We start from the raw sequence: 23,129 nt of genomic DNA, 5'->3' as shown, positions 1-23,129 counted from the left end.
GGGTCAAGGGCGGCGGACCACGAAAGGCCCGATGGCGAGCAGGTCGATGGGGGCCGAACCGAAGCACTCCAGCGCGTCCCTCGGGGAGTCGACCATCGGCCTCCCCGCGGTGTTGAGGCTGGTGTTGACCACGGTGGGGAGCCCGGTACGCCGTTCGAACGCGCCGAGCATCCTGGCGACGAGCGGTTCCTCGCCCGCGTCGACCGTCTGCACGCGGGCCGTGCCGTCGACGTGGGTGACGGCCGGGATACGGTCCCGCCATTCCCGCGCGACGTCGTGCACGAAAAGCATGTACGGACTGGGAAGCGGGCCCCGGGAGAAGATCTCGCCCGCGCGTTCGGCGAGCACCATCGGGGCGACCGGGCGGAACTGTTCGCGCCCCTTGACGTCGTTCAGCCGCTCCAGGTTGGCCTCGTGCCCGGGATGCGCCAGCAGCGACCGGTGGCCGAGCGCGCGCGGGCCGAACTCCGACCGGCCCTGGAACCAGGCCACGATCCGGTCTTCCGCCAGCGCTTCGGCGACGACCTTGTCGACGTCGTCCGGCCGCTCGTAACGGACGTTCGCGGTCCGGAGCGCGTTCTCGATCTGATCGTCCGTCCAGCCGCGGCCGAGGCCGGCGCCGGTCATCGGGGCGCCGCGCTCGCCGAAGTCGGCGGCGAGTTGCAGGGCCGCGCCGAGCGCGGTGCCGGCGTCACCGGCGGCGGGCTGGACCCAGATCCGGTCGAACGGTCCCTCGGCGTGGAGCCGGGTGTTGGCGACGCAGTTGAGCGCGATCCCGCCCGCCATCGCCAGATCGGCGTGCCCGGTGTGTTCGTGGAGCCCGGCCGCCAGTTCGAGCAGCACGTCCTCCAGGCATCGCTGCACGCTCGCGGTCAGGTCGGCGTGCACCTGTCCCGGTTCCTGCCCCGGCTCGACGGCGGGCGCGAACGACGCCCAGTCGATCTCGTCGGTGCGGAACCCCATCCCGTTGGTGTGCACGCTTTCGGCGATCTGATGGAGGAAGCGGGGCTTCCCGTACGACGCCAGCGCCATCACCTTGTACTCGTCGCTGGACCGGGCGAAACCGAGATGCTCGGTCAGGTCCTCGTACATCAGCCCGAGCGAATGGGGGAGCCGTTGCTCGGCGAGCTCCTCGAACTTGCCGTCGCGGTACTCGCCCGCGAGATACGACGTGCTCTCGCCGCGGCCGTCGGCGACCAGCACCGCGCAGTCCCCGAACGGCGCGGCGAGCGCGGCCGAGGCGGCGTGCGCGACGTGATGCCGGACGAACCGGACAGTCGCGGGATCGAGCCCCGGCAAGGCCGCTTTCAGGAACGCGGGTGCGCGACGGGCGAAGTCGGTGCGGAGGCACTCGTTCTTCCCGTCGTGCCCCGCCAGCCCCGGCTCGACGAGCGCCGGATCGTACGAATAGCCGACCGCGTCGAGATCCTGAGCGGCGATCCCGGCCTCGGCCAGGCACCAAGCGGCGGCCTCCGCCGGTTGCTCCCAAGCGGAGAACGGCACCGGCCGTTTGCCGTGTTTGCGACGGCTGAACCGTTCTTCCTCAGCCGCCGCCACGATTTCGCCGTCGATGACCAAGGCCGCGGCCGGGTCGTGGAAGACGGCGTTGACACCGAGAATGCGCACCGGGCCACCTCTCCGGTCGGGGATGCGGGACGTGACCCGCGCTTACTCCCGTAGCGCTACCCGGTGCAGTCGTGGATAAACGACGCGGCGGAAAACCCCAGGACGTCGCTACTCAGCGAAGCGTCTCTCGGGGGATCCGGCGGCATTCGCGTCTTACGCCCAGCCGCACGTGAGTCGCGGGTTATTGAGGGGTAAGGCAAAGGTGGGCGGTTGCGAAAGCCACTTTCGCGACGCCTGAGGTCCCGAAAGTGGCTTTCGCGACACGGCCTCCCCGCGGCCGCGAGCGAATCCCCGCGACCGGGCACCTTTGCCTTACCCGTTCAGAAGCCGGCGGCGGACCGCTGCCGCGTGAACCAGGCGATCGTGCGCGGAAGTCCTTCTGTCATCGGGACCTCCGGAGCCCAGCCGAGTTCGCGACGGGCGCGGGAGATGTCCGGGCAGCGGCGGGCCGGGTCGTCGACGGCGGCCTCGACATGCTCGATCCGGGACGAGTTGCCGGTGGCGGCGACGATCTCCTCCGCGATCCGCAGCACGGTGAGTTCGTGCGGGTTGCCGAGATTCACCGGGCCGGGCACGTCGGAACCGGCCAGCGCGATCAGTCCGCCGACGGTGTCGTCGACGTAGCAGAGCGAGCGGGTCTGGCTGCCGTCGCCGGTCACGGTGAGCGGCTCGCCCGCCAGCGCCTGCCCGATGAACGTCGGGATCATGCGGCCGTCGTCGGGACGCATGCGCGGGCCGTAGGTGTTGAAGATCCGCGCTATGCCGGTGTTCACGCCGCGCTCCCGCCGCATCGCCGAAGTCAGCGCTTCGGCGTACCGCTTGGCCTCGTCGTAGACGCTGCGCGGGCCGATCGGGTTCACATGGCCCCAGTATTCCTCGCGCTGCGGGTGCTCCTGAGGATCGCCGTAGACCTCGCTCGTCGAGGCGAGGACGAACCGGGCACCGTCGCGTTCGGCGATGTCCAGCGCCCGTTCGGTGCCGTACGAGCCCGCGCGCAGCGTCTCGAGCGGGAGGCGGAAGTAGTCGCGCGGCGAGGCGGCGGACGCCAGGTGGAAGACGACGTCGAAGGGGCCCGGCGCGGTCATCGGCGCGGTGACGTCACGGGAAAGGAGCCGGAAGCCCTGCCGGTCGAGAAGATGCGCCACGTTGGCCGTGACGGCGGTCGCGAAGTTGTCGGCCGCGACGACCTCCGTGCCCGCCTCCAGCAGTCGTTCGCACAGATGCGAGCCGACGAAACCCGCACCCCCGGTCACCAGCGCTCTGTCCATGGTGACGGGCTACCCGCTGCGGGCGCCGGAAAAACCGTGTGAACCTGCGGATGCCGGGTAAGCCTCCGGTATGCGTGCATTGGTGATCGGCTGGGCGAGCTTCCGCCACGGCGAGGCGACCGCAGGGGACGTCCTCAGTATGCGAAGGGTCGACGAGGCGCTGTCCACCATGGGGTTGCCGCATGATTTGGCCTGGAGTCCGGTCTACCGGCCGGACGACGTGAATTACGAAGAGGTGGATCCGGCGCGGTACAGCCACGTGGTGTTCGTCTGCGGGCCCGTGCACGGATGGCAGGTACAGGAGGTGCATCGCAGGTTCGCGCATTGCCACCGGATCGCGGTCGGGGTCTCGGTGATCGATCCGGAGGACGACACGGTCACGGGCTTCGACCAGGTGTTCGCGCGGGATCACGACGGGGTCGGCACGCCGGATCTCTCCCTCGGCGTGCGGACCGGCGAGGTGCTGGTGACCGGGGTGATCCTGGCGCCACCGCAACCGGAGTACGGCGACTCGGGTCACCATTCGGCGGTGCACGGCTCGGTGCAGAAGTGGATCGCCGGGGTCGACTGCGCCAGGGTGCCCCTCGACACCCGGCTGGCGTATTCGGACTGGGAGCGTTGTGAGACACCGGATCAGTTCATGTCGATCCTGTCGCATCTGGACGTCGTGGTCACGACGCGGCTGCACGGGCTGGTGCTGAGCCTTCAGGCGGGGGTGCCCGCACTGGCGATCGACCCGGTCGAGGGCGGTGGCAAGGTCACCGCCCAGGCCGACGCGCTCGGCTGGCCCGCCCTCGTCCGTGCCGAAGAGGCGGGTGATCGGGCGGTTCTCGACTCCTGGTGGCGCTGGTGTTCTTCGGTGCAGGGCCGGGCGGTGGCCGCGCTCCGCGCGCTGCCGGTGGACGACGGGCTCTTGCGCGACATGGTGAAGGCGCTCAAATCCCGGCCGGTGCGATGAACACGGCCAAGACGACGGTGGTGATCGCGACTCGCGACCGGGCACCCGAACTGGAACGCACCTTGCGGGAGCTGACCGCGCTGCGGCCGCCACCGCCGATCGTGGTGGTGGACAACGGCTCTTCCGACGGCACGGCGGACCGGGCGGCCGCGTTCCCCGGCGTCCACGTGATCCGGTTGCCGCGCAACATCGGTATGGCGGCCAGGAACCTCGGTGTCGCGGTGGCACGGACGCCGTACGTCGCCTTCAGCGACGACGATTCGTGGTGGGCCGACGACGCGCTCGCCGAGGCCGAACGCATCCTCGACACCCACGACGACATCGGCCTGGTGGCCGCGAAAACCCTGGTGGGCGAGGAAGAACGCGAGGACCCGGTCGTCTCGTTGATGGCCGACAGCCCGCTCGGCAGGCCCGACGGGCTTCCCGGACCGGCGGTGCTCGGGTTCCTCGCGTGCTCCGCGGTCGTCCGGCGGACGGCGTATCTGCAGGCCGCGGGTTTCCATCCCCTGCTGCATTTCGGTGCCGAGGAGAAACTGCTGTCCTACGACCTGGCGGCGCGCGGCTGGTGGCTTTGTTACGCGGAGGCGGTGCGGGCGCACCATCATCCGTCGCCGGTGCGGCCGTCTTCGTCCTGGCGTGAACGTGCCGAACTCCGCAACCGGATGCTGATCACGGTGATGAGGCGGCCGCTGCGCCGATGTCTCGCCGAAGGATTCCGTGCGGTGGCAAGGGTCCCGCGGGAGCCGCGCGTGCTCGGCGCGCTCGCCGGCGTGCTCCGGCGGTTGCCGCGGGCGCTCGCCGACAGACAACGGCTGCCCGCCTCGGTGGAGCGCCGGATCCGGGTTCTGGAACACGCACAGGGAGGCTGAAGTGGAAGACCGGATCACGGTCGTGGTGATCACGCACAACCGGCGCGCGCAGCTGCTGGAGACGCTCGCCTCGATGACGGCGCTGCCCGACGCGGCCCCGATCGTGGTGGTGGACAACGCTTCCACCGACGGCACCGCGGACGCCGTCGAGGAGCGGTTCCCCGCGATCCGGCTGATCCGGTCGCCGCGGAACCTGGGCGCCGTCGCGCGCAATCTGGCCGTCCGCGAGGTGAGTACGCCTTATGTCGCTTTCTGCGACGACGACACCCGCTGGCAGCCGGGCTCCCTGCGCCGCGCCGCCGACCGGCTCGACACGTATCCCGGGCTGGGTGTGGTGACCGGACGGTGCCTGGTGGAGCCGTCGTTGACCGAGGACCCGATCACCCCGGAACTGCGGTACTCCCCGGTCCCCGGCCCGGACTGGCTCCCCGGCCCGGCGCTGCTGGGCGTGATGGCGGGCCTGTCGGCCGTCCGGGTCCGCGCTTTCCACGACGTCGGCGGCTTCTCCGAGCGGATGTGGCTCGGGGGAGAGGAGGAGCTGTTCGCCCTCGACCTCGCGGCCAAGGGCTGGTGGATGTGCTGGGACGAGGAGATGGTGATCCACCATGCCCCTTCGACCGTCCGGGACCCGCGGCGACGCCGCCAGCTCGGCATCCGGAACACCCTGTGGACGTTGTGGTTGCGACGTCCGCTCGGCAGCGTCCTGCGCCGGATGATCGCGGTACTGCGCTCGGCGCCCTTCGACCGGGCGACGTTCGCGGCGGTGGCCGAAGCGGTGCGGGGGATCCCGTGGGTGCTGCGGGAACGCGCGGTGGTCCCGGCGGCCGTCGAACGCGGGCTGGTGCTGCTGGAGGAGTCGCAGCGGAACTCGGTCGCGCGGCGCTACGTCGGGTGAGCCCCGGTCTTGGCGGTGTTCGGCGGCCCGGGTCTCCTGGTAGTGAGGGCCTCCTTTCCTACTCTGAGGGTAGTGAAGGAGGCTTTCGCTACCGTCGGATGTGATCGCTGGTGACAGTGTGACAGTTGTGACTTCGGCGGCTGGGCGTGGAGTACATGAAGGCCCCCTTCCTTGCGCTAGACGCAAGGAAGGGGGCCTTCATGTACTTCGGTAAGGCGCATCACGCGCAGAATCGGTCACGTGGACTTAAATCCGGCATCAAGTCGGCACGCGGAACTCACGACGTGAACTTCGGCCTTCACGGACGTACATGCGGGAGGTCTCAGGAAGGGGAGGCGGCCGCCGCCACTTCGGTGTCCTCATCGCTCAGAACGCGGCCATAGGCGCGCAAGGTGTCCGCCGCCACCCGGTCCCACGAGTACCGCGCCCGCACCCTGTCGGCCCCGGCGATCCCGAACGACTCGCACGCCGAAATATCACTGAGGAGCCGCCGCAGCGCTCCCGCCAGTTCCTTCGGATTGCGCGGCGGGACGAGCATTCCCGTGACGCCGTCGACGACGGTGTCGGTCAGCCCGCCGACCGCAGTCGCCACGACCGGGACTCCGCAGGCCATCGCCTCCAGCGGCACGATGCCGAACGGTTCGTACCAGGGCGTGCAGACCACCGCGTCGGCGGAGCGCAGCAGCGCGGGCATCTTTTCGCGCGACACCAGTCCCGGCAGGCGCACGCGGTCGGTGACGCCCAGCCGGTCGGCGATCGCGAGCAGCCGCCGCACCTCCGGAGCCTCGGTGAGCGGACCCGAATCAGGACCGCCCGCGATGACCAGTTCCGTGTCCGGTAGCGAGGCGAGCGCGGCGATGGCGAGGTCGAAACCCTTACGCGGCACCAGCCTGCCGACACTGACGATCCGGCGTGCCGCCGTGCGGGGAGCCCGTTCACCGTCCGGGGTGAACTTGGTCAGGTCCACTCCACAAGGGACCACGGAGGCGCGTGAACGCGGCAGGCCCATCCGCACGAGTTCGAAGACCTCGTCCGAGCAGGTCGCGATCACCCGGTCGGCCTGTTTGGCGATCATCCGTTCGAGCCGCGTCCGCTCGGCCGGGCTTGTGTCGTTTTTGCCCTGATAGCGCCGTTTCACCACGCCCAGCGCGTGAAAGGTCTGGGTGACCGGGATGCCGAGATCCTTCGCCGCGAGAACCGAAGCCAGGCCGGACATCCAGAAATGCGCGTGGACGACGTCCGGCCGGTCCTTGGTCCAGCGGGAACGCAGCACGCGGCCGAACTCTCCCATATGCGGCAGCAGTTCGTCCTTCGGCAGTTTCCTCGCCGGCCCGGCCGTGACGTGGACGACGCGGTAGCCGTCAGGCGTTTCGACCGTCGCCGGGACGCGCCGGTTCTCACGGCGCGTGTAGACGGTGACGTCGTGTCCCTGCCTGCTCAACGCGGCGGAAAGCTCGGCCACGTGAACGTTCTGCCCGCCCGCGTCGGCTCCGCCGAGGGCGGCGAGAGGGCTGGCGTGCTCGGAAACCATCGCGATCCTCATCGGACTCCTTCCCGCCGCGGTCGGCGAAGTCAAGCGATCACCTCTGCCAGCAGGGTGTCCCAGCGCTCGAGGAACGCATCGAGCCCGTAGTGGCTCAAGGCGTACTCGCGTGCGGATTTTCCCGCCAGCACGGCGAAATCGGGTTCATGGATCAGCTCGCGATAAGCCTTCGCGAGCGCGTCGACGTCCGTCGAGACGGCGCCGGCATCGGAGGGGACCGCGAGGACCGCTTCGGTCGTCGCCAGCGCGACGACCGGCATGCCGAGGTGCATCGCCTCGAGGAGCGACAGGCCCAGCGACGTCCACCGTGCGGTGTGCAGGTAGACGCGGCGCCGGGCGGCTTCGGCGTGCAGTTCCCGGCTGCGCAGGTCGCCGCCGGGACGCAGCGCGGGATGACGGCCGTCGAGGTCCTCGCTGCCGATCCCGTACAGGTCGACCGGCGCGATGTCCGCGAAGGCGGGCAGGAGGTCGCTCCCGGTGATCCGCCCTCGCCGCGCCGGTTCGTTGATCAGGGCCACGCCGTGCGGCAGTTCCCCGGTGTAGCGCTCACCCGGATCGGGGATCCCGTGCGGGACGACCACCGTGGGGGCGAGACCGGAATCCCACATCAGGTCGTTGAAGTGGGTCACGTGGACCAGCCGGATGTCGGCACGGTCGGCCAGCGGATGCCGGGTGGTGGCCGCGTGCTCCCGGGGCGTGTTGTGTTCGACATAGACGGCGGGTACTTCCTTGCCGGGGCGGCGGTGCAGCCATCGCGCGGCCAGGTGGACCTCTTCCGGCCGCTGGAGGATGACGACGTCGATGTCGAGATCCTTCAGTTCTTCGACCGGTACTTCTTCGGCGGAGGGCCACTCACGTCCGCTGAGCCCCCGTCCCCACGGCCCGCCTTCGGCGAGCAGCGGGAGGTAGCAGCGATGGCCACCGCGCACGAACGATTCGGTCCAGGAACCGTGGACGTGCCACAGAAGGATCCGGAGCGGGGCCACTTTCGTCATATCCGCAAAGTTGCCCGTAGTGGACGGACTAAACGTTCTCCGCGGTCTTACTTCGGTTCCCGCCGGAAACCCTCGTGGCCGCGATACCGACCACGAGTGCCGCGAGCGCGGTCAGCGCGTGGAGGGCGTTGTCGGCCCAGCCGAAGTTGACCGCGTCACCGGCGGTATCCGTACTCGCGGAGAGGATCCCGAATGCGGTCAGACCCGTGAACGCCACGAAAGCCATCCAGCTGTAAGCCAGGATCGCGGACGATTTGAACACCGCTAACAAGCCGAGGACACCGAGCACGGTACGGATGACATCGAGCATTCCGGTCGCGCTGAAAACCCATAGTGTGTTCTCGCCGGCCTGGTTCGCCTCGGGAAGGAAAAAGAAGCCGAGCACACCCAGTACGAGGTGGACCAGCGCGATGACCAGTACCACTGCCCGCAGCGGGGAGCCTGCCGTACGTCGGTTCATCGGGAACGCCTCCGTTTCGCCGCCAAGTTCGTCGGATACCCGGGAAGACGTCGTGAAAACGCCCCCGGCCAGTGGGAGCCGGAGGCGGTTCCGCCGCGTGCTCAACCCGATTGCGGGTCGGTGTCGTCGTGCGGGTCGCCGGACGACGTACCCTGTTCCCCGCGGACCTCTTCGCGGTCTTTCTCGTCCTCTTTGTCTTCACTTCCGGACTTGTGCTGGGCGTCCATGACGCTTCTCCTTCGGTCGCTTTCCTTGCGGCTACCCCTTTCGCGCCGTTTCAACCCTGCCGCGCCAGACCTTTGTGGACGTTTGGCGCCACACGACCGGGGTAGTCATCGGCAACGACGGTGAACCGGAGGGGACATGACCGCGATCTCCAGTGCAGCGATTCCACTTGTCCGGACGCGGCCGTGGCTGCTGCGGCCACCGGGCGTCTATCGCCCGCAAGACGACACCTGGCTACTGGCGGAGGCGTTGAGCGCGTCCGGAATGCCCGCCGGGGCAAGAGTTCTCGACCTCTGCACCGGGACAGGGGCGCTCGCGCTGACGGCCGGGGCGCACGGCGCGGGGTCCGTGACCGCCGTGGACATCTCCCGGCGGGCGCTGGCCGCGGTCTGGCTCAACTCGCGGCTGCGCCGTCTTGCGGTCCGGCCCCTGCGTGGTGGCCTGCCCGAGGCGGCCCGTGGAGGCCCCTTCGACGTCGTGCTGGCGAACCCGCCCTATGTGCCCTCGCCGGTGCCGGCGGCCGGGGCCGCGCGGGCGTGGGACGCCGGACCGGACGGCCGGATCGTGCTCGACCAGGTCTGCGCACGGGCGTCGTCCCTGGTGGCGCCCGGCGGGTACCTGATGATGGTCCACTCCGCGGTCGCGGGGCCGGACAAGTCGCTGGATCAGTTACGGGCGGCGGGATTGACGCCCGCGGTGGTCGCCACCCGATCGATCCCGTTCGGACCCGTGATGCGGGCGCGGGCGGCCTTCCTCGAAGCGGCGGGCCTGATCGTGGCCGAGCAGCGGCACGAAGAACTGGTGGTGATCCGTGCCGACCGGCCGTAGGACCAAGGTCCGGCTCGACCCCGGCGGGCCCCTCCTGGTGGAGGGGCCGGTCGAGATCGTCATGGACGACGGCGAGACGGTGACCTCGGACCGCTTCCTGGTCGCGCTCTGCGCCTGCCGTCGCAGCAAGCGCTACCCGTTCTGCGACACCAGCCACCGCCGCCGCTCACGGCAAGGGGTGCAGCGGCCTGAGGAGTGAGGTCTCCCCGGCTGACCAAGCGCCCAGCAGGTGCTCGGTCAGCCGGTCCTCCAGCAGGTCGGTGGCCTGGATGCCCAGCGCGATGTCCGCCGCCAGTTCCGGCTCCCGGTCGAGCAGATCCCCGACGACGTCGTGCCGCAGCACTTGTTCGTGCACCGCGTCGGCCTCGATGTGCTCGGTGTAGAAGTACCGGCATTCCCCGGGCGCGCCGAGGCGTTCCAGCGCCTGGTCCATGCGCCGGGCGGCGGGCGCGGTGGTGATCTCGGCGGCGGCGAAATGCCCGACGAGCGCGCCACGCAGGCTCCGGTGCAACCCGAACAGCGACATCATGTTCACCGTCGCGAGCATCTCGGCCGGGACGTGGTCGAGGTAGGCGAGGTAGCCGCCGGACAAGCCCGCCGCGGTCAGCAGGTCGGCGAACAGGCGGGAATGCGCCTGGTCGGCCCGCCCGCCTCCGAACTCGTCGAACTCCACGGCGACCAGTGCCGCCTTGGCCCTGCCCCGCAGCCGCGGGATCACCCAGGCGTGCGGGTCGGCCTCTTTGAGGTGGTAGATCGACCGATGGGCGAAGTACTCCTCGACGTGCCACCATTCGCCCTCGTCACGCAGGAAGTGCGAAACGCCCGCACCGTCGACCGGTTCGGTCAGCAAGTCGTCCAACAGGCCGTGGACGTCGTCCCCGCCGGGTACGGCGGCGCGGATGCCGTCGAGGAACGCGTGCTCCAGAACGGCCCGGAAGCCGAGCAGGCGGGAGTCCCATTCCCATTCGGAGTCGACGCCGTCGAAGCCCTGGTAATGCAGCTCGTAGCAGACATGCAGCGCCAGCTGGAGATCCTCGCCGAACGGATCGGCGTCGGTCGCCGCTTCGAGGTCGAAGTCGTCACGGCGTCCGCCTGCCAGGGTGTCCACCACGGCGGCTGAGAGCGGGCCGCGGATCTCGGGCAGCCTCGCGGCCACCTCACGGTCGATCGTCGTCATGCCCGGGGAGTACCCGATCTAGCCGTGCGGAACCGTCTCTTCGGTCAGCATCCGCAACACCGCGACCTCCCCGTCGGCGGCGGCCCGGCGCTGCCGTTCGGCGCCGGTGCCCTCCCGTTCCAGCCGTCCGAGGAGGGTGTGCACGAGATTCAGGTCGCCGGTGTCCTCCAACGCCTGCTCGGTACGTGTGAGCAGCGCGGCGACCCGGTCGCCCACCGGCACCGGCTTTCCGGCCACCGGATCGACGGCAGGCCCGGAAAGGCCGTGACGCGCGGCCGACCACACCGAGGCGGCGGCGATCTGCGGATCCAGCGGGACGGCCTCCGTCCCGTGGTCCAGGTCGGCGAGCGCGGTGCGCACGAGCGCGCGCGTCAGCAGTCCCTGCAGGACGGCTTCGTCCACAGTCGACGCGGTGTCGGCGACGCGGACCTCGACGGTCGGCCAGCGCGTGGACGGCCTCGCGAGCCAGAACGTCTGGTTCTCGTCCACCAGCACCCCGCAGTCCACCAGCTTCCCGACCTGTTCTTCGTATCCGGCGGCGTCCGCGAAGTACGGTGCGATGCCGGAGCCGGGGAAACGGCTCTGCTCCACCATCCGCCAGCTCTCGTATCCGGTGTCGCGGCCGCCTTCGAACGGCGAATTGCCCGACAACGCCAGCAACGTGGGCAGCCATTCGCCCAGATGGTTCACGACGGCGACCGCGGTCTCGCGGTCCGGCACGCCGATGTGCACGTGGCAACCGCAAGCCTCGTACGCCTTGACCACACCGGCGTACAGCGCGTCGACCTTGCCGAAACGGTCGCCGGCGCCGTAGTCGCGGTCGGGCGAGGGACACAGGGGTGAGGGACACAGGGGAGTGCCGGAGGCGATGATGGCGCAGTCCTCGCCCGCCGCCGCTTCGGCGAGTGAACGGCGCCCGGCCGCCAGGTGCTCGTACAGCTCGTCGGCTGTTTCGCAGACGCCGGTGGCGGCCTCGATCTGCGTCGGCCGCAGTTCCCGGTGGACCGCCGCGCCGTCCGGCAGCGGGCAGCAGACGCGGTGCCGTTCGAGAACGGCCTCCGCCCGGGGACAGCTCACCCCGGTCCTGGGGTCGACCAGCAGGAACTCTTCCTCGACACCGATGCCGGTCATCACCGCTCCCGCTTCTTCGGCAGCGCGCGCACGGCCGGCCCCTGGATCACCGACCCGTCCAGGCCGAACCGTGACCCGTGGCAAGGGCAGTCCCACGTCTTCTCCGCGTTGTTGAACGCGACGAGGCAGCCCAGATGGGTGCAGTGGGCGCCGACGGCGTGCAGCTCACCGCCCGGGTCGCGGTAGGCGGCGACGAGTTCTCCGCCGTCACGGGTCACCTTGGCCTCGCCGGGGACGAGTTCGTCCAGGGAGGCGGGTTTGCGCAACGCGCTGAGGTGGTCGCCGACCAGGAACTTCGCCACCGTGGCGTTGTTCTCCACCGTCGAGATCGCGGAGCGGAGGTCGAAGCGGTTGGGGTCGTACAGGCTCGCCGACGGGTTGTCGCGTCCGGTCAGCAGGTCCGCGAGCAGCAGCCCGGCCGCGGTGCCGCCCGTCATCCCCCATTGGCCGAAGCCGGTGGCGACCCACAGGTGACGGCTCGCCGGATGGTAGCGCCCGACGTACGGAACGGAGTCCAAAGTGGACAGATCATGGGCCGACCACCGATGAGTGACCCGGCGTACGCCCGCGTGTTCGCTCGCCCAGCTCGCCAGCCGTTCGTAGCGGCTTTCGACGTCGACGGAGTCGCCGACGCGGTAATGCTCACCGCCCGCGATCGCATACGGGACACCGTCTTTGAGATAGCTCCGCACGGAGTGGTGGGTATCGGCGTCCAGGTACATGCCCTCAGGCGGGTGGTCGCCTTCGACCGGTCCGGCGACCACGAGGTCGCGGACCGGGTCGAGCCTGGCGAAGAACAGGCCGCGGTCGAACACGGGATAGTGCGTCGTCACCACGACCTCGCCCGCCCGCACATCGCCGGAACTGGTGCGCACTTTCACCCCGCCGAGTTCGTCGACGCCTTCCGCGCGAACGCCTTCGACGATCGTCCCGCCCGCGCGTTCGATCTCGCCGGCGAGCGCGAGCAGCCAGCGGCGCGGGTGGAAGTGCGCCTGCGACGCGAACTTCACCGCGCCGAGGGCGGGCACGTCGAGGTCGACCTCGGTGACGTAGGAAGCGGGAAGCCCTGCCTCGGCCGCGGCTTCCGCTTCTCGTTCGAGGCTTTCGACCGTTCCGGGATGGGTCGTGTAGACGAAACTGTCGGCACGGGTGAACCCGCAGTCGATGCCGAGTTCGGCGGTGGCCGCGGCGATCCAGCCCAGCGCGGCCGCCTGCGTGTAGGCGTACATCGCGGCGGCTTCGGTGCCTTTGGTCTTCGCCAGTGTGGCGTACTTCAGCCCGTGCTGGGTGCTGACCTTCGCCGTGGTGTGGCCGGAGACCCCCGCCGCGAGGCGACCGGCCTCCAGTACCAGCACCGAGCGCCCGGCCCTCGCCAGCCGGTAGGCCGTGGTGAGGCCGGCGATCCCGCCGCCGAGCACGGCGACGTCGACCTCGGCGGGCAGCGGCGTCCCGGTGCGGTCGGGAGCGGGAGCGGTGTCGAGCCACAGTGAACGCGTTCCGGGCAACTCCGTCATGGCGCCCGGATTCCCGCGCGGCCACGGAGGCAAACCAGGGTTTTCCTGGCCGCCGGAGCGGGTAGCACTGGCCTATGACCACATCCTCCAGGCCCCCAGAGGAAAAGAACATCTTCGTCATCGGTCTCGACGACAGCAACGAAGAGGTGCTGAGACGAGTCCCCGGCGCCGAGCGGTATCGCTTCCACGGTCTGCTGTCGCCGGACCAACTCCAGCACGGGCAGATCCCGATCGTCGAACTCGTGGAGAAGGCCGTGTCCCAGCTGGACGCCTTCGACGGGTCGATCGACGCGATCGTCAGCTATTGGGACTTCCCGTCTTCGACGATGGTGGCCATGCTGTGCGAGAAGTACGGCCTTCCCGGTGTTTCGCTCGAAGCGGTGCTCAAGTGCGAGGACAAGTACTGGAGCCGCCTCGAACAGGCGAAGGTGATCGACGAGGTGCCGTCGTTCGGCATCGTCGACCTGGACCAGGACGACCCCCGGCCGCCCGAGGGGGTCGACTACCCCATGTGGCTCAAACCGGTGAAGTCGTTCTCCTCGGAGCTGGCCTTCCACGTCGCCGACGACGACGAGTTCGAGAAGGCCGTCGCCGAGATCCGGGCGGGTGTCGACAGGATCGGCAAACCCTTCGACCGCATCCTCGGCATGGTCGACCTCCCCGCCGAGGTGGCCGACGTCGGCGGGGCCGCGTGCCTTGCCGAGGGTGAGCTCAGCGGCGTGCAGGCGGCGACCGAAGGGTATGTCTACAAAGGACAGGTCACCGTCTACGGTGTCCTCGACTCGATCAACTATCCCGACACCCCTTCGTTCCTGCGGCATCAGTACCCGTCGCAGCTGCCGGAGGACGCCGTCGAGCGGATGAGGGAGATCTCCGTCCGCGTGATGGAGCAGATCGGCTTCGACAACGCCACTTTCAGCATCGAGTTCTTCTGTCACCCCGAATCCGGGCAGGCCTGCCTGCTGGAGATCAACCCACGGCATTCGCAGTCCCACGCGGAACTGTTCGAATACGTCGACGGGGTGGCGAACCACCAGATCATGGTCCAGCTCGGCCTCGGCCAGGATCCCGGACGGCGCCGGAACAAGGGTGACTACCGGATCGCGGGCAAGTGGTACTACCGCCGCTTCCGTGACGCGCTGGTCACCAGGGTGCCCACCCGCGGCGAGATCGCGGACCTGGAGGCGGAGATCCCGGGGGTGAAGATCGAACCGGTGGCCGAGAAGGGAATCCGGCTCTCGGAACTGCCCGAACAGGACAGTTACAGCTATGAACTCGCGCATATCTTCGTCGCGGCGCAGACCGAACGGGAGATGGAGAGCAAGTACCGCCGGTGCACCGAGGCGCTGCGGTTCGACTTCGAGGAGGGGTAGCCCATGCGGACGGTGGCCTCGCTGCCGTACGAGATCACGGAGGAGGACCACGTCTGGATCCCGGTTTCCGACGGCGTCCGGCTGTCGGCGCGGGTCTGGCGGCCGGTCGCCTCGGACGGCGAACCGGTCCCGGCGATCCTGGAGTACATCCCGTACCGGCACCGCGACCTGACCTCGGTGCGGGACTCCGTGCACCACCCGTACCTCGCGGGGCACGGCTACGCCTGTGTCCGCGTCGACATCCGCGGTTCGGGGGAGTCGGAGGGCGTGCTCACCGACGAGTACCTCGAACGGGAGCAACTCGACGCCGAGGACGTGCTGGAATGGATCGCCGCGCAGCCATGGTGTTCGGGCCGCACGGGGATGATGGGCATCTCCTGGGGCGGGTTCGCCGCCCTCCAGGTGGCGGCACGCAAACCGCCGAGCCTGACCGCGATCGCGATCGCGTCGTTCACCGACGACCGGTACTCCGACGACATGCACTACATGGGCGGCTGCCTGCTTTCGGACAACGTCGCCGAGGCCTCCACGATGTTCGCCTACGCGACGCTGCCGCCCGATCCCGCGCTGGCGGGCGAGCGGTGGCGGGACCTGTGGCACGAACGGCTGGAGAACTGCGAACTCTGGGCGGGCGAATGGCTGGCACACCAGCGCCGGGACGACTACTGGCGGCACGCGTCGGTCTGCGAGAACTACAGCGACGTCCAGGTGCCCGTCCTCGCCTCGAGCGGCTGGGCGGACGGGTACTCGAACGCGGTCTCCCGGCTGCTGGCCAATCTCGACGTGCCGAGGCGCGGCTTGATCGGGCCGTGGTCGCACAAGTACCCGCACCTCGGCCGCCCCGGGCCCGCCATCGGCTACCTGCAGGAGCTGGTCCGCTGGTGGGACCACTGGCTGAAGGACGCCGAGAACGGCGTCATGGACGGGCCGATGCTCCAGACCTGGATGCAGGACAGCGTGCCACCGTCGACCTCGTACGAGGACCGCCCCGGCCGCTGGGTGGGGGAGCCGTCCTGGCCTTCGCCGCATGTGCACCCGTCCGAGCATCGGCTCACCCGGCACCGGATCGCCCGTCCGGGTGAGGACGTCCCGGCGGAGAACCTGTCGGTGGAGTCACCGCTTTCGGTCGGTCAGTTCGCCGGTAAGTGGGCCTCCTACAGTGCTCCGCCCGATCTGCCGTACGACCAGCGGGAGGAGGACGGCGGCTCGCTCGTCTTCGAAACCGACGAGCTCGCCGAACCCTGCGAGATCCTCGGTTCGCCGGTGGTGGACCTGGAGGTCTCGGCGGACAAGCCGGTCGCGCAGGTCGCCGTCCGGCTGTCCGACGTCGCGCCGGACGGCAGGGCCACGCGAGTGACCTACGGACTGCTGAACCTGACCCACCGCGACGGGCACGAAGACCCGGAGCCACTGGAACCGGGCAAGCGGTACCGGGTGCGCGTCGAGCTCAACGCCGTCGCGCAGGCCTTCCCCGCCGGGCACCGGATCCGGTTGTCGATCTCGTCGTCGTATTGGCCGCTGGCGTGGCCACCGCCGGAACCGGCGATGGTGACCGTCCACACCGGACAGAGCACGCTCACGCTTCCGGTGCGGCCCATAGCGGAAGCGGACGAGGTCCCGGCACGGCCGTTCGGTGAACCCGAAGGCGCGGAACCGCTGCCCGCGACCCAGATCGAACCCGGCGAACAGCGCTGGACCGTCTCCCGTGACCTGATCGACTACCGATCCGCGCTCGACATCGTGAAGAACGAGGGCAAGGTCCGGTTCGAGGACATCTGTCTCGACGTCACCAGGAACGTGTTCGAGCGATACTCGTGGGTGGCCGACGACTTCTGTTCCCCGGTGGCGGAGACGTCGTGGTCGATGACGTTCGCCCGCGGCGACTGGGAAGCCCGGTCCGAGACCCGCACCCGGGTGTCCTGCACTCCCACCGAATTCGTGATCGACGCACAGCTCGACGCATACGAAGGGGAGCGAAGGACGTTCTCCCGCAACTGGCATCGGACGGTTCCCCGTGATCAGGTCTAAGACGAGTCTCCCCGCGAAGTCGCTGCTCGCGTGGCTGCGCCTCACCAACCGGAAGCGCACCTACGCCGAGCTCGGCCGCTTCCGCCGGAGCATCGAAAGCAGCCAGGCGAAGGGCGACCGGGGGCCGATCCGCGCGATCAGGCGCCGGTTCGACGTCACCCGGTCCGAAGTGGACGGACGACCCTGCTACACCATCCGCCCGGCCGGCGGCGGAGGCGACGGCAACCACGTGCTGTATTTCCACGGCGGCGCCTACGTGCACCAGATCCAGCACGACCACTGGCGCTTCTTCGGACGGCTGATCGACCGCACCGGCTGCTCGGTCACCGTGCCGATCTACCCGCTGGCCCCGGCGCACCAGTGCCCGGAGACCACCGAGTTCGTCCGCCGCGCCTACGACGAGTTCGCCGCGGATGTCGCCCCGGAGGACCAGATCGTGATGGGGGATTCCGCCGGTGGCGGGATCGCGCTGGCGCTCACCAAGGCGTTGCGGGACGAAGGCAGGCCGGTGCCCAAGGAGACCGTCCTCCTGTCGCCGTGGCTGGACCTGACGATGACCCATCCGGCGCAACCGGCGCTGGACGAGCGTGACCCGTACCTGGCGCTCACCGGGCTGAACGAGGCGGCCAGGCTCTACAGTGGACAGCTGCCGCGCACCGACCCCAGGCTCAGCCCATTGTCCGGCGACCTTTCCGGGCTCGGGGCCTTGACCGTCTACATCGGGACCAAGGACGTCCTCCTCTCCGACGCCCGGCGGCTGCACACCCTGTGCACCGAACAAGGGGTGCCGCTGAGCTATCACGAGTACGAGGGCATGATCCACGCGTGGATGCTGGCCGCGATCCCGGAAGCGAGGCTGGCACTGGAGGAGATCGCGCATCTCGTGGATCGATCGCTGGTGAAACCGGTGTAGCTCCCTCGTGAGCGGGTAACCGGAACGAAGCGGCCGGTGCAGCGAGGTTGTACGTCCGCCGGTCGCGAGGTGGACCGGCGTGGGCAGCCCCGGCGGAGCAGGGACGCCGGCGCGCCGGTCACCGTGTCCATTCGTCGCACAGGAGCGCTCGATGCAGCAGTTGGAATCCCTGGGGGAACTCGCCGCGCTGGTCCGGCGACGGAAAGGCCTGTACGTGCGCTGGGCGCCGTCTCCCGAACATCGCCCCGGCACGAGCCGGGACGAACTCACCGGCACGGAACTGCCGGGACTCTCGGTGAACCCCCTCGATCCCGAACCATGGTGGCGGGATCAGCCGCTCGAACTCTGGCTGGCCAGGCGGCTTTACGACTATTGCCACCTCAGGCACGAGCGGCCCCGCGAGACCAAACCCTGGGTGCTGGCGGGCCGCGTGGTCGCTTCGGGACCGGACAACGAGCCACTGCTGACCGACCCCGAACCCGTCGGGCGGATCTCCACCGCCGTCCTCGACGAGGCTCGCGGCCTGTTGCGCGAGCGCGCGCGGGACGACGCCGACTGGGGCCCGCTACGCCGGCCTTCGGAACTCGGCCAAACCTGACCCCCGCCTGGCGTCCGCCCGATCACGCGAGTTCGCCGTCCAATCACGCGAGTTCCGCCTTCAATCACGCGAGTTCGCTTTCTGGACACGCGAATGACGCCATCCGGACTGGCCGCTAACCCGGCCGGACGGCCAACAGGTCCACGACGTCCTCCGCGCGTTGACGCTTCTCGAACCGCGCCCGTTGCCGGTCGGCCCCGCTGCCTTCGGCGACCAGCCTGGCGAGGCCGTCGTGGACGAAGTCGAGGTCCCCGGTCTCCTCGAGCGCACCGGCGGCGAAGGTGACGACGTCGTCGAGCACCTCGCTCGCCGGGGCGAGGTCGCCGGTCCGGAAATGCGGGCAGCGTCCCGAAAGCCCTTCCCGCGACGCACGCCAGATCTGGGCGCGCAAGACCTCGTTGGACAAATCCGCGGGGCGCTCCTCCGTGCCGAGGACCGTGCCGACCAGCCCGCGGATCAGCACCCCGAGCAGTACCGCTTCGCCGGGAGTGGCCGCGACGTCGGCGAACCGGAACTCCACCGTCGGCTGCTTCTCGGAAAGCCTTACGTCCCAATAGACCATCGCGCGATCGAGGATGGCGCCCGCGCGGAGCCAGGCGTCGACGATGCTTTCGTAGTGGTCCAGCGAGGTGAACCGCGGCGGCGAACCGGCCGACGGCCAGCGGTTCCACTGCTGGTAACGCCAGCTGGCGTATCCGGTGTCGTACCCGTCGCAGATCGCGGAATTGGCCGTCACGGTCAGCAACACGGGGAGGAAGGGCCGGACGCGGTTGATCACCCGGATCCCGGTTTCCCGGTCGGGGATGGCGATGTGGACGTGACAGCCGCAGGTGTGCGACGTCCGCGCGGTCGCCCCGAAATGTTCGGACATCCGCTCGTAGCGCGGATTCGGTGTGATGGCGGGTAACTCCGTCTCCGCCAGCGGTGCGCTGCCGCTGGGCAGCAGACGGCAGCCCCGCCGGGCGGCGCCTTCGGCCAGTTCCGCGCGCATCGCCGTCAGCTGCCGCTCGGCTTCAGCGTGTGTCTTGCAGATGTCGGTGGCCGATTCGGCCTGGGAGCGGGTGAGCTCCTGCTGGAGTTCGCCCTGATCCTCCTCGGCGGCGTCCACGACGGCATCTCCCGCCGGGGAAAGGTGGCCGTCCCGGCCCACCACGAAGAACTCTTCCTCGACCCCGAAGGTGAGTACGTTGTCGTTCACAACCGCTGATACCCCCCGCCCGCTCGGCACAAACTTTGTTTTCGCAGGTCGAGGACGGGGTATTTCAGGGTAATGAACCCGAAGTCGGCGGAGCCGCCGTATCTGCTGGCCGCACAGGCCGGCACAGTCGTGCGTCACCTGTACAGCCGGCTGCGGACCGAGGAACAGGCCTCACCCGCCGACCTCTGCCGCACCATCGGCGCGTTGCAGCAGCTCGCCGACGACCTCGCCAACGTCCTGCCCGGCTTGCAGGCACAACTCGAACAGAGCCTCCTGTCCGGTCAGCTCGGCACGGCCGACTCGGCGGGGGAGTCCTGGGACAAGGTCGCCGATGTCGGCTACGCGCTCGCCCAGGCTCGCACTGGCGGTCTGCTGATGGCCGCGGAACTACGCGCTTCGCGGCGGACGCTCGGAGAACTCGCTTCCTCGTGACGCGCCGCGCTCAGGCCACCGGCTGAGCGCGGACCACCGCCACCGGGCAATGGGCGTGGTGCAGCGCGTCGTCGCTGACCGAACCCAGCAGCAGCCGCCGGAGATCGCCGTGATCGCTGCGGCCGAGCACCAGCAGCGCGGCCTCACTGGACTGCACGGTCAACGCCTGCGCGGCGGGCCCCACCCCGTGCACCAGCTCCACGGAGACCTCCGGATAGCGCTCGCGCCACGGCTCGAGCTGCCGGGCGACGAGCTGGTCGGCCACCTCCTGCGGGATGCCGGGCGCCGGATCCAGTACCGGCCCGCCGAGCAGAGGCTCGCTCGCGGGGCCCCAAAGCGGCATGCGCGCGACGTGGACCGCGTGCACGGTGAGCCCGTGACGTGAGGCGAAGTCGAACGCGAAGCCCGCCGCCTGCGCGCTCTGCTCCGAGCCGTCGGTTCCGAGGATCACCGGCCCGCCCGGAGGCGGCTCGTCCCCGCGCACGACCACGACGGGACGTCCGGCGGTCTTGGTCACCTCGGATTCCGTCGAGCCGAGGACGGCCCTGGCGAACAACCCGGTGTGGGATTCGCCCAGCACGATCATCGCCGCGTCCGTCTCGTCGGCGACCGAGGTCAGGACCTGCTCCGGAGTTCCGCCGCCGACGACCGTGCGGACGTCGAGATCGGGCTCGGAGCGCTTCAGGGCTTCCGCCATCGAAGCGAGCTGACGTCGAGCGGGCTCGACGTCAGCTTCATCGGCGGCTTGCGGAACGGCTTCGTTCAGCGGCGTCGCGACCGGGTCCGAGCCGGGCGGGGGAAGACGGTCGTGGGTGCAGTAGGCGAGAACGAGGCCGAGGCCGCGCGTCTTCGCCTCGGCGACCGCCCAGCGGACGGCGCGGCGCGCCTCCGCGGATCCGTCGAAACCGGTCACCACCGGCCCTGTACCGGTCTGTGCAGCGGACATGGGACATCACCTCCGACGTGGGCGGTGATACCCGTTTTCGGTGGTCTTCAAGCGGCCGGACGGTTTCATCGCACCGGGTGACGGGGTACTTCCACATATGACTTCTCTGTCGACGCCCCGCGCGCTTGACAAGAAGCGCGCCTCCTCAGCGTCCTCCGAGCTGCGGGCACTCGAAGAACCACGAGGACGCCTCCGCCTGCATGTCAGCAGGCCGACCAGGGAAACCGCGGTCGTCAAGGCGAACGGCGAGGTCGACCTCGCCACCGCGCCGAGGCTGTGGGAGATGCTGGACCAGCGGCTCCACGGCAGCGGCACCAGGTTGATCCTCAACCTGTCCGAACTCGAGTTCTTCGGCGTGCCGGGCATCCGGGTGCTCGAACGCGCGCAGTTGCTCGCCGAGGACACGGGCACGCAGCTCTTCGTCTTCCCCGGTGAATGCCGGTCCGCCCGACGGCTGCTCGACCTTTGTGACGGTCTCCGAGTCTTGTAGGCACCTTTCGTGACGCGTCACAAGTGGCCCGTGGCCGAGCGGGCCGCGAGGGCCGCCTGCAGCAGGGCGACGTGTTCCAGCCTGGTGGGGTCCAGCCCGGTGAGATCGGCGATCCGGCGCAGCCGGTAGTCGACGGTGTTCGGATGGACGTGCAGGGCGGCGGCGGTCTGCCTGCGTCCTCCGCGGCGAAGGAAGGTCTCCAACGTGTGGACGAGTTCCTCGTTGCCGTCCAGCGGTGCCAGCCGGGTGGCCAGCCGGTCGAGCGCCGGGCCGGGGCGCGAAAGCTGGTACTCGAGCAGGACGTCGTCGAGCCGGTACAGGCCGGGCGGACGGCCGGATGCGGTGGCGACCGCGAGGACGTCCTGCGCGAGCCTCGCCGCCGCGGGCACCCCGGACGGCTCGGCCGCGGCTGCGCCGGCGATGACTTCCGCGCCCGCCGTGCGAGCGACGTCGGCGAGGACCCGCTCCAGCCGTGTCCAGTCGCGCGTGGACAGTTCGCCGACCGGGGTTTCATGCGGTAGCAAGGCGATCCCGCCTTCGGGCGTGAGCGAGGTCAGCACCGCGCCCCGGACCTGGCGCTCCAGCTCGACCCGGAGCCGCCGGAGTTTCCGGCGGCCGGCGATCTGCGGGTCGACCCCGGTGGTGGCCTCGTCCGGATGCGCCCCGACCGACGCCGCGAGCACGATGTAGCACGGCGGCAGGCGCAGACCGGCCTGTCCCGCCGCGACTTCCGCCGGTTCGCCGTCGAGCAGTGCGGAGAGCACCGCGTGCCGCGCCGAACGCTCGTCGTCGACCATCGTCTGGCGCTCGTCGAGATACCCCGCGCCGACCGCGGGGGTGACCACTTCCAGGTACCGCAGGGTGAGCGCGTTGACCGCGAGGACGTCGGCGACCTCCTCCGGCCGCGCGTCCGGCGTCAGCGACGCCCAGACCACCTGGATGCCGATGTGGTACGCGGTGAGCACGATGTCGATCGGGATGCCCTCCTCCGCGCGCCGGGCCGCCGATTCGCGGAGGAAGTCGAGCTCCTCCCGCGTCGGCGTGGACCCGGTGCGCAGAGTGTCGATGAACGAACGCAGGTTCTGCTCGATCACGTGGGTGATGTCGCCACTGAGTTCCTCGGCGGGTAACAGCCCGTACTCCGGGATGCGTGAGACGATCTCGGCGAGAACCGTCTTCGCGAGCGACGGCAGGACCTCGGTCAGCCGTTCCGCCAGTGGACGCCCGCCGATGCGGAACCCTGGATCGTTGTCACCCGTCACAACCGCCCATCATGACAGCTGGTCAGCGAGTGAGCGCGTCCCGTGCCGAATCGAGGGTCGGGTGCACGGTGAAGACGGCGTCGAGGCCGAGCAGCGACATCGGGCGCAGCAAAGCCCGCTCCCGGGTGACGATGACGAACGGGACGCCCGCTTCTTCGGCCTTCGCGCGGACCTGGACGAGAGCGGTGAAACCGGACGAATCACAGAAGCTCACCGTGGACAGGTCCGCGATCAGCGCCGCCGGCGTGAACAGGAGCTCCTCTTCCATCGCCCGTCGCAGATCGGCGGAGACGGCAAGATCGATTTCACCCGACACGGTGACGACGGTATCGGTGCCGGACGCGGTGACCGAGATGTCGAGAGAGGACACGAATCTCCGTGTTGACCGGGAAAGATCGGA

General features: G+C 69.7%; 24 protein-coding genes. 11 read left to right on the top strand and 13 right to left on the bottom strand.

Features of this window, described 5'->3' with window-relative positions; translation table 11 throughout:
• Positions 1-3: 3 nt before the first annotated feature.
• Positions 4-1,626 (bottom strand): carbamoyltransferase C-terminal domain-containing protein, encoded by a 1,623-nt coding sequence (locus DMH03_RS26430; RefSeq protein ID WP_125794720.1) that lies wholly within the window; start codon positions 1,624-1,626, stop codon positions 4-6.
• Positions 1,627-1,946: 320 nt separating this feature from the next.
• Positions 1,947-2,894, bottom strand: coding sequence for an NAD-dependent epimerase/dehydratase family protein (locus tag DMH03_RS26425; protein ID WP_125794719.1), 948 nt, complete (start codon positions 2,892-2,894; stop codon positions 1,947-1,949).
• Between the two features lie 70 nt (positions 2,895-2,964).
• On the opposite strand from DMH03_RS26425, the gene DMH03_RS26420 reads away from it, so the two are divergent.
• Genes DMH03_RS26420 through DMH03_RS26410 form a run of 3 tightly spaced genes read left to right on the top strand, consistent with a single transcriptional unit; the run spans position 2,965 to position 5,616 of the window.
• Entirely contained in the window at positions 2,965-3,852 is an 888-nt protein-coding gene (locus DMH03_RS26420) for a polysaccharide pyruvyl transferase family protein (RefSeq protein WP_199749034.1), read from the top strand.
• Positions 3,849-4,721, top strand: coding sequence for a glycosyltransferase family 2 protein (locus DMH03_RS26415; protein ID WP_125794718.1), 873 nt, complete (start codon positions 3,849-3,851; stop codon positions 4,719-4,721). The genes DMH03_RS26420 and DMH03_RS26415 overlap by 4 nt, the downstream gene beginning before the upstream one ends.
• A gap of 1 nt (position 4,722) precedes the next feature.
• Positions 4,723-5,616 (top strand): glycosyltransferase family 2 protein, encoded by an 894-nt coding sequence (locus DMH03_RS26410; protein ID WP_125794717.1) that lies wholly within the window; start codon positions 4,723-4,725, stop codon positions 5,614-5,616.
• A gap of 322 nt (positions 5,617-5,938) precedes the next feature.
• Here the strand turns inward: DMH03_RS26410 and DMH03_RS26405 are convergent, their stop codons facing one another.
• From DMH03_RS26405 to DMH03_RS42900, 4 genes are all read right to left on the bottom strand, one after another.
• Positions 5,939-7,159: a glycosyltransferase gene (locus DMH03_RS26405; RefSeq protein WP_125794716.1), complete on the bottom strand. Its 1,221-nt coding sequence runs from the start codon at positions 7,157-7,159 to the stop codon at positions 5,939-5,941.
• A 29-nt stretch (positions 7,160-7,188) separates the two neighbouring features.
• Positions 7,189-8,154 (bottom strand): glycosyltransferase, encoded by a 966-nt coding sequence (locus tag DMH03_RS26400; RefSeq protein ID WP_125794715.1) that lies wholly within the window; start codon positions 8,152-8,154, stop codon positions 7,189-7,191.
• Between the two features lie 28 nt (positions 8,155-8,182).
• Complete coding sequence (locus DMH03_RS26395; RefSeq protein ID WP_125794714.1) at positions 8,183-8,614, bottom strand: DUF4383 domain-containing protein; 432 nt, start codon at positions 8,612-8,614, stop codon at positions 8,183-8,185.
• Positions 8,615-8,715: 101 nt separating this feature from the next.
• Positions 8,716-8,841, bottom strand: coding sequence for a hypothetical protein (locus DMH03_RS42900; protein WP_255431255.1), 126 nt, complete (start codon positions 8,839-8,841; stop codon positions 8,716-8,718).
• 136 nt (positions 8,842-8,977) lie between these two features.
• On the opposite strand from DMH03_RS42900, the gene DMH03_RS26390 reads away from it, so the two are divergent.
• Positions 8,978-9,667: a methyltransferase gene (locus DMH03_RS26390; RefSeq protein ID WP_125794713.1), complete on the top strand. Its 690-nt coding sequence runs from the start codon at positions 8,978-8,980 to the stop codon at positions 9,665-9,667.
• Entirely contained in the window at positions 9,651-9,866 is a 216-nt protein-coding gene (locus DMH03_RS26385) for a CDGSH iron-sulfur domain-containing protein (RefSeq protein WP_125794712.1), read from the top strand. The genes DMH03_RS26390 and DMH03_RS26385 overlap by 17 nt, the downstream gene beginning before the upstream one ends.
• Here the strand turns inward: DMH03_RS26385 and DMH03_RS26380 are convergent.
• Genes DMH03_RS26380 through DMH03_RS26370 form a run of 3 tightly spaced genes read right to left on the bottom strand, consistent with a single transcriptional unit; the run spans position 9,834 to position 13,489 of the window.
• Positions 9,834-10,844, bottom strand: coding sequence for an iron-containing redox enzyme family protein (locus DMH03_RS26380; protein WP_125794711.1), 1,011 nt, complete (start codon positions 10,842-10,844; stop codon positions 9,834-9,836). The two genes, DMH03_RS26385 and DMH03_RS26380, sit on opposite strands and share 33 nt — an antisense overlap.
• A gap of 18 nt (positions 10,845-10,862) precedes the next feature.
• Complete coding sequence (locus DMH03_RS26375) at positions 10,863-11,975, bottom strand: glutamate--cysteine ligase (protein ID WP_125794710.1); 1,113 nt, start codon at positions 11,973-11,975, stop codon at positions 10,863-10,865.
• The gene (locus DMH03_RS26370) at positions 11,975-13,489 is read right to left on the bottom strand and encodes an FAD-dependent oxidoreductase (RefSeq protein WP_125794709.1); all 1,515 of its coding nucleotides are present in this window, start codon (positions 13,487-13,489) and stop codon (positions 11,975-11,977) included. Before DMH03_RS26370 ends, DMH03_RS26375 begins: the two co-directional genes overlap by 1 nt.
• 74 nt (positions 13,490-13,563) lie before the next feature.
• Between DMH03_RS26370 and DMH03_RS26365 the strand changes: the two genes are divergently transcribed.
• The 4 genes from DMH03_RS26365 to DMH03_RS26350 all read left to right on the top strand — a co-directional run bounded on the left by DMH03_RS26365 (position 13,564) and on the right by DMH03_RS26350 (position 18,401).
• Positions 13,564-14,862 (top strand): acetyl-CoA carboxylase biotin carboxylase subunit family protein, encoded by a 1,299-nt coding sequence (locus DMH03_RS26365; RefSeq protein ID WP_125794708.1) that lies wholly within the window; start codon positions 13,564-13,566, stop codon positions 14,860-14,862.
• 3 nt (positions 14,863-14,865) lie between these two features.
• Positions 14,866-16,890: a CocE/NonD family hydrolase gene (locus DMH03_RS26360; RefSeq protein WP_125794707.1), complete on the top strand. Its 2,025-nt coding sequence runs from the start codon at positions 14,866-14,868 to the stop codon at positions 16,888-16,890.
• Positions 16,877-17,803, top strand: a complete 927-nt coding sequence (locus DMH03_RS26355) for an alpha/beta hydrolase (RefSeq protein ID WP_125794706.1) — start codon at positions 16,877-16,879, stop codon at positions 17,801-17,803. The genes DMH03_RS26360 and DMH03_RS26355 overlap by 14 nt, the downstream gene beginning before the upstream one ends.
• Positions 17,804-17,954: 151 nt before the next feature.
• Positions 17,955-18,401, top strand: coding sequence for a DUF6098 family protein (locus DMH03_RS26350; RefSeq protein WP_125794705.1), 447 nt, complete (start codon positions 17,955-17,957; stop codon positions 18,399-18,401).
• 115 nt (positions 18,402-18,516) lie between these two features.
• Here the strand turns inward: DMH03_RS26350 and DMH03_RS26345 are convergent, their stop codons facing one another.
• A complete protein-coding gene (locus tag DMH03_RS26345) occupies positions 18,517-19,599 on the bottom strand; it encodes a glutamate--cysteine ligase (RefSeq protein ID WP_125794704.1) in 1,083 nt (360 codons plus the stop codon).
• A 72-nt stretch (positions 19,600-19,671) separates the two neighbouring features.
• Between DMH03_RS26345 and DMH03_RS26340 the strand changes: the two genes are divergently transcribed.
• Positions 19,672-20,031, top strand: coding sequence for a hypothetical protein (locus DMH03_RS26340; protein WP_125794703.1), 360 nt, complete (start codon positions 19,672-19,674; stop codon positions 20,029-20,031).
• A 10-nt stretch (positions 20,032-20,041) separates the two neighbouring features.
• Here DMH03_RS26340 and DMH03_RS26335 read toward each other — a convergent pair whose 3' ends face one another.
• Positions 20,042-20,977, bottom strand: a complete 936-nt coding sequence (locus DMH03_RS26335; RefSeq protein ID WP_125794702.1) for a universal stress protein — start codon at positions 20,975-20,977, stop codon at positions 20,042-20,044.
• Between the two features lie 97 nt (positions 20,978-21,074).
• Between DMH03_RS26335 and DMH03_RS26330 the strand changes: the two genes are divergently transcribed.
• Positions 21,075-21,467, top strand: a complete 393-nt coding sequence (locus tag DMH03_RS26330) for an STAS domain-containing protein (protein ID WP_125794701.1) — start codon at positions 21,075-21,077, stop codon at positions 21,465-21,467.
• Positions 21,468-21,484: 17 nt separating this feature from the next.
• On the opposite strand, the gene DMH03_RS26325 is transcribed toward DMH03_RS26330, so the two are convergent.
• A complete protein-coding gene (locus DMH03_RS26325) occupies positions 21,485-22,729 on the bottom strand; it encodes a CdaR family transcriptional regulator (protein ID WP_125794700.1) in 1,245 nt (414 codons plus the stop codon).
• Positions 22,730-22,751: 22 nt separating this feature from the next.
• Positions 22,752-23,099: an STAS domain-containing protein gene (locus DMH03_RS26320; protein WP_125794699.1), complete on the bottom strand. Its 348-nt coding sequence runs from the start codon at positions 23,097-23,099 to the stop codon at positions 22,752-22,754.
• Positions 23,100-23,129 lie beyond the last annotated feature (30 nt).

The sequence above is a fragment of the Amycolatopsis sp. WAC 01376 genome, assembly GCF_003947415.1.
Classification (GTDB): Bacteria; Actinomycetota; Actinomycetes; order Mycobacteriales; family Pseudonocardiaceae; genus Amycolatopsis.
Note: the sequence above shows the minus strand (reverse complement) of the source record. Positions and strands in the feature narration are given on the sequence as shown.

Excerpts from the sequence above, each read along its gene's own strand:
- DMH03_RS26425 (WP_125794719.1), bottom strand. The coding sequence starts at position 2,894 with ATGGACAGAGCGCTGGTGACCGGGGGTGCGGGTTTCGTCGGCTCGCAT.
- DMH03_RS26420 (WP_199749034.1), top strand. The coding sequence starts at position 2,965 with ATGCGTGCATTGGTGATCGGCTGGGCGAGCTTCCGCCACGGCGAGGCG.
- DMH03_RS26415 (WP_125794718.1), top strand. The coding sequence starts at position 3,849 with ATGAACACGGCCAAGACGACGGTGGTGATCGCGACTCGCGACCGGGCA.
- DMH03_RS26405 (WP_125794716.1), bottom strand. The coding sequence starts at position 7,159 with ATGAGGATCGCGATGGTTTCCGAGCACGCCAGCCCTCTCGCCGCCCTC.
- DMH03_RS26400 (WP_125794715.1), bottom strand. The coding sequence starts at position 8,154 with ATGACGAAAGTGGCCCCGCTCCGGATCCTTCTGTGGCACGTCCACGGT.
- DMH03_RS26395 (WP_125794714.1), bottom strand. The coding sequence starts at position 8,614 with ATGAACCGACGTACGGCAGGCTCCCCGCTGCGGGCAGTGGTACTGGTC.
- DMH03_RS42900 (WP_255431255.1), bottom strand. The coding sequence starts at position 8,841 with ATGGACGCCCAGCACAAGTCCGGAAGTGAAGACAAAGAGGACGAGAAA.
- DMH03_RS26390 (WP_125794713.1), top strand. The coding sequence starts at position 8,978 with ATGACCGCGATCTCCAGTGCAGCGATTCCACTTGTCCGGACGCGGCCG.
- DMH03_RS26380 (WP_125794711.1), bottom strand. The coding sequence starts at position 10,844 with ATGACGACGATCGACCGTGAGGTGGCCGCGAGGCTGCCCGAGATCCGC.
- DMH03_RS26375 (WP_125794710.1), bottom strand. The coding sequence starts at position 11,975 with ATGACCGGCATCGGTGTCGAGGAAGAGTTCCTGCTGGTCGACCCCAGG.
- DMH03_RS26370 (WP_125794709.1), bottom strand. The coding sequence starts at position 13,489 with ATGACGGAGTTGCCCGGAACGCGTTCACTGTGGCTCGACACCGCTCCC.
- DMH03_RS26365 (WP_125794708.1), top strand. The coding sequence starts at position 13,564 with ATGACCACATCCTCCAGGCCCCCAGAGGAAAAGAACATCTTCGTCATC.
- DMH03_RS26360 (WP_125794707.1), top strand. The coding sequence starts at position 14,866 with ATGCGGACGGTGGCCTCGCTGCCGTACGAGATCACGGAGGAGGACCAC.
- DMH03_RS26350 (WP_125794705.1), top strand. The coding sequence starts at position 17,955 with ATGCAGCAGTTGGAATCCCTGGGGGAACTCGCCGCGCTGGTCCGGCGA.
- DMH03_RS26340 (WP_125794703.1), top strand. The coding sequence starts at position 19,672 with ATGAACCCGAAGTCGGCGGAGCCGCCGTATCTGCTGGCCGCACAGGCC.
- DMH03_RS26335 (WP_125794702.1), bottom strand. The coding sequence starts at position 20,977 with ATGTCCGCTGCACAGACCGGTACAGGGCCGGTGGTGACCGGTTTCGAC.
- DMH03_RS26330 (WP_125794701.1), top strand. The coding sequence starts at position 21,075 with ATGACTTCTCTGTCGACGCCCCGCGCGCTTGACAAGAAGCGCGCCTCC.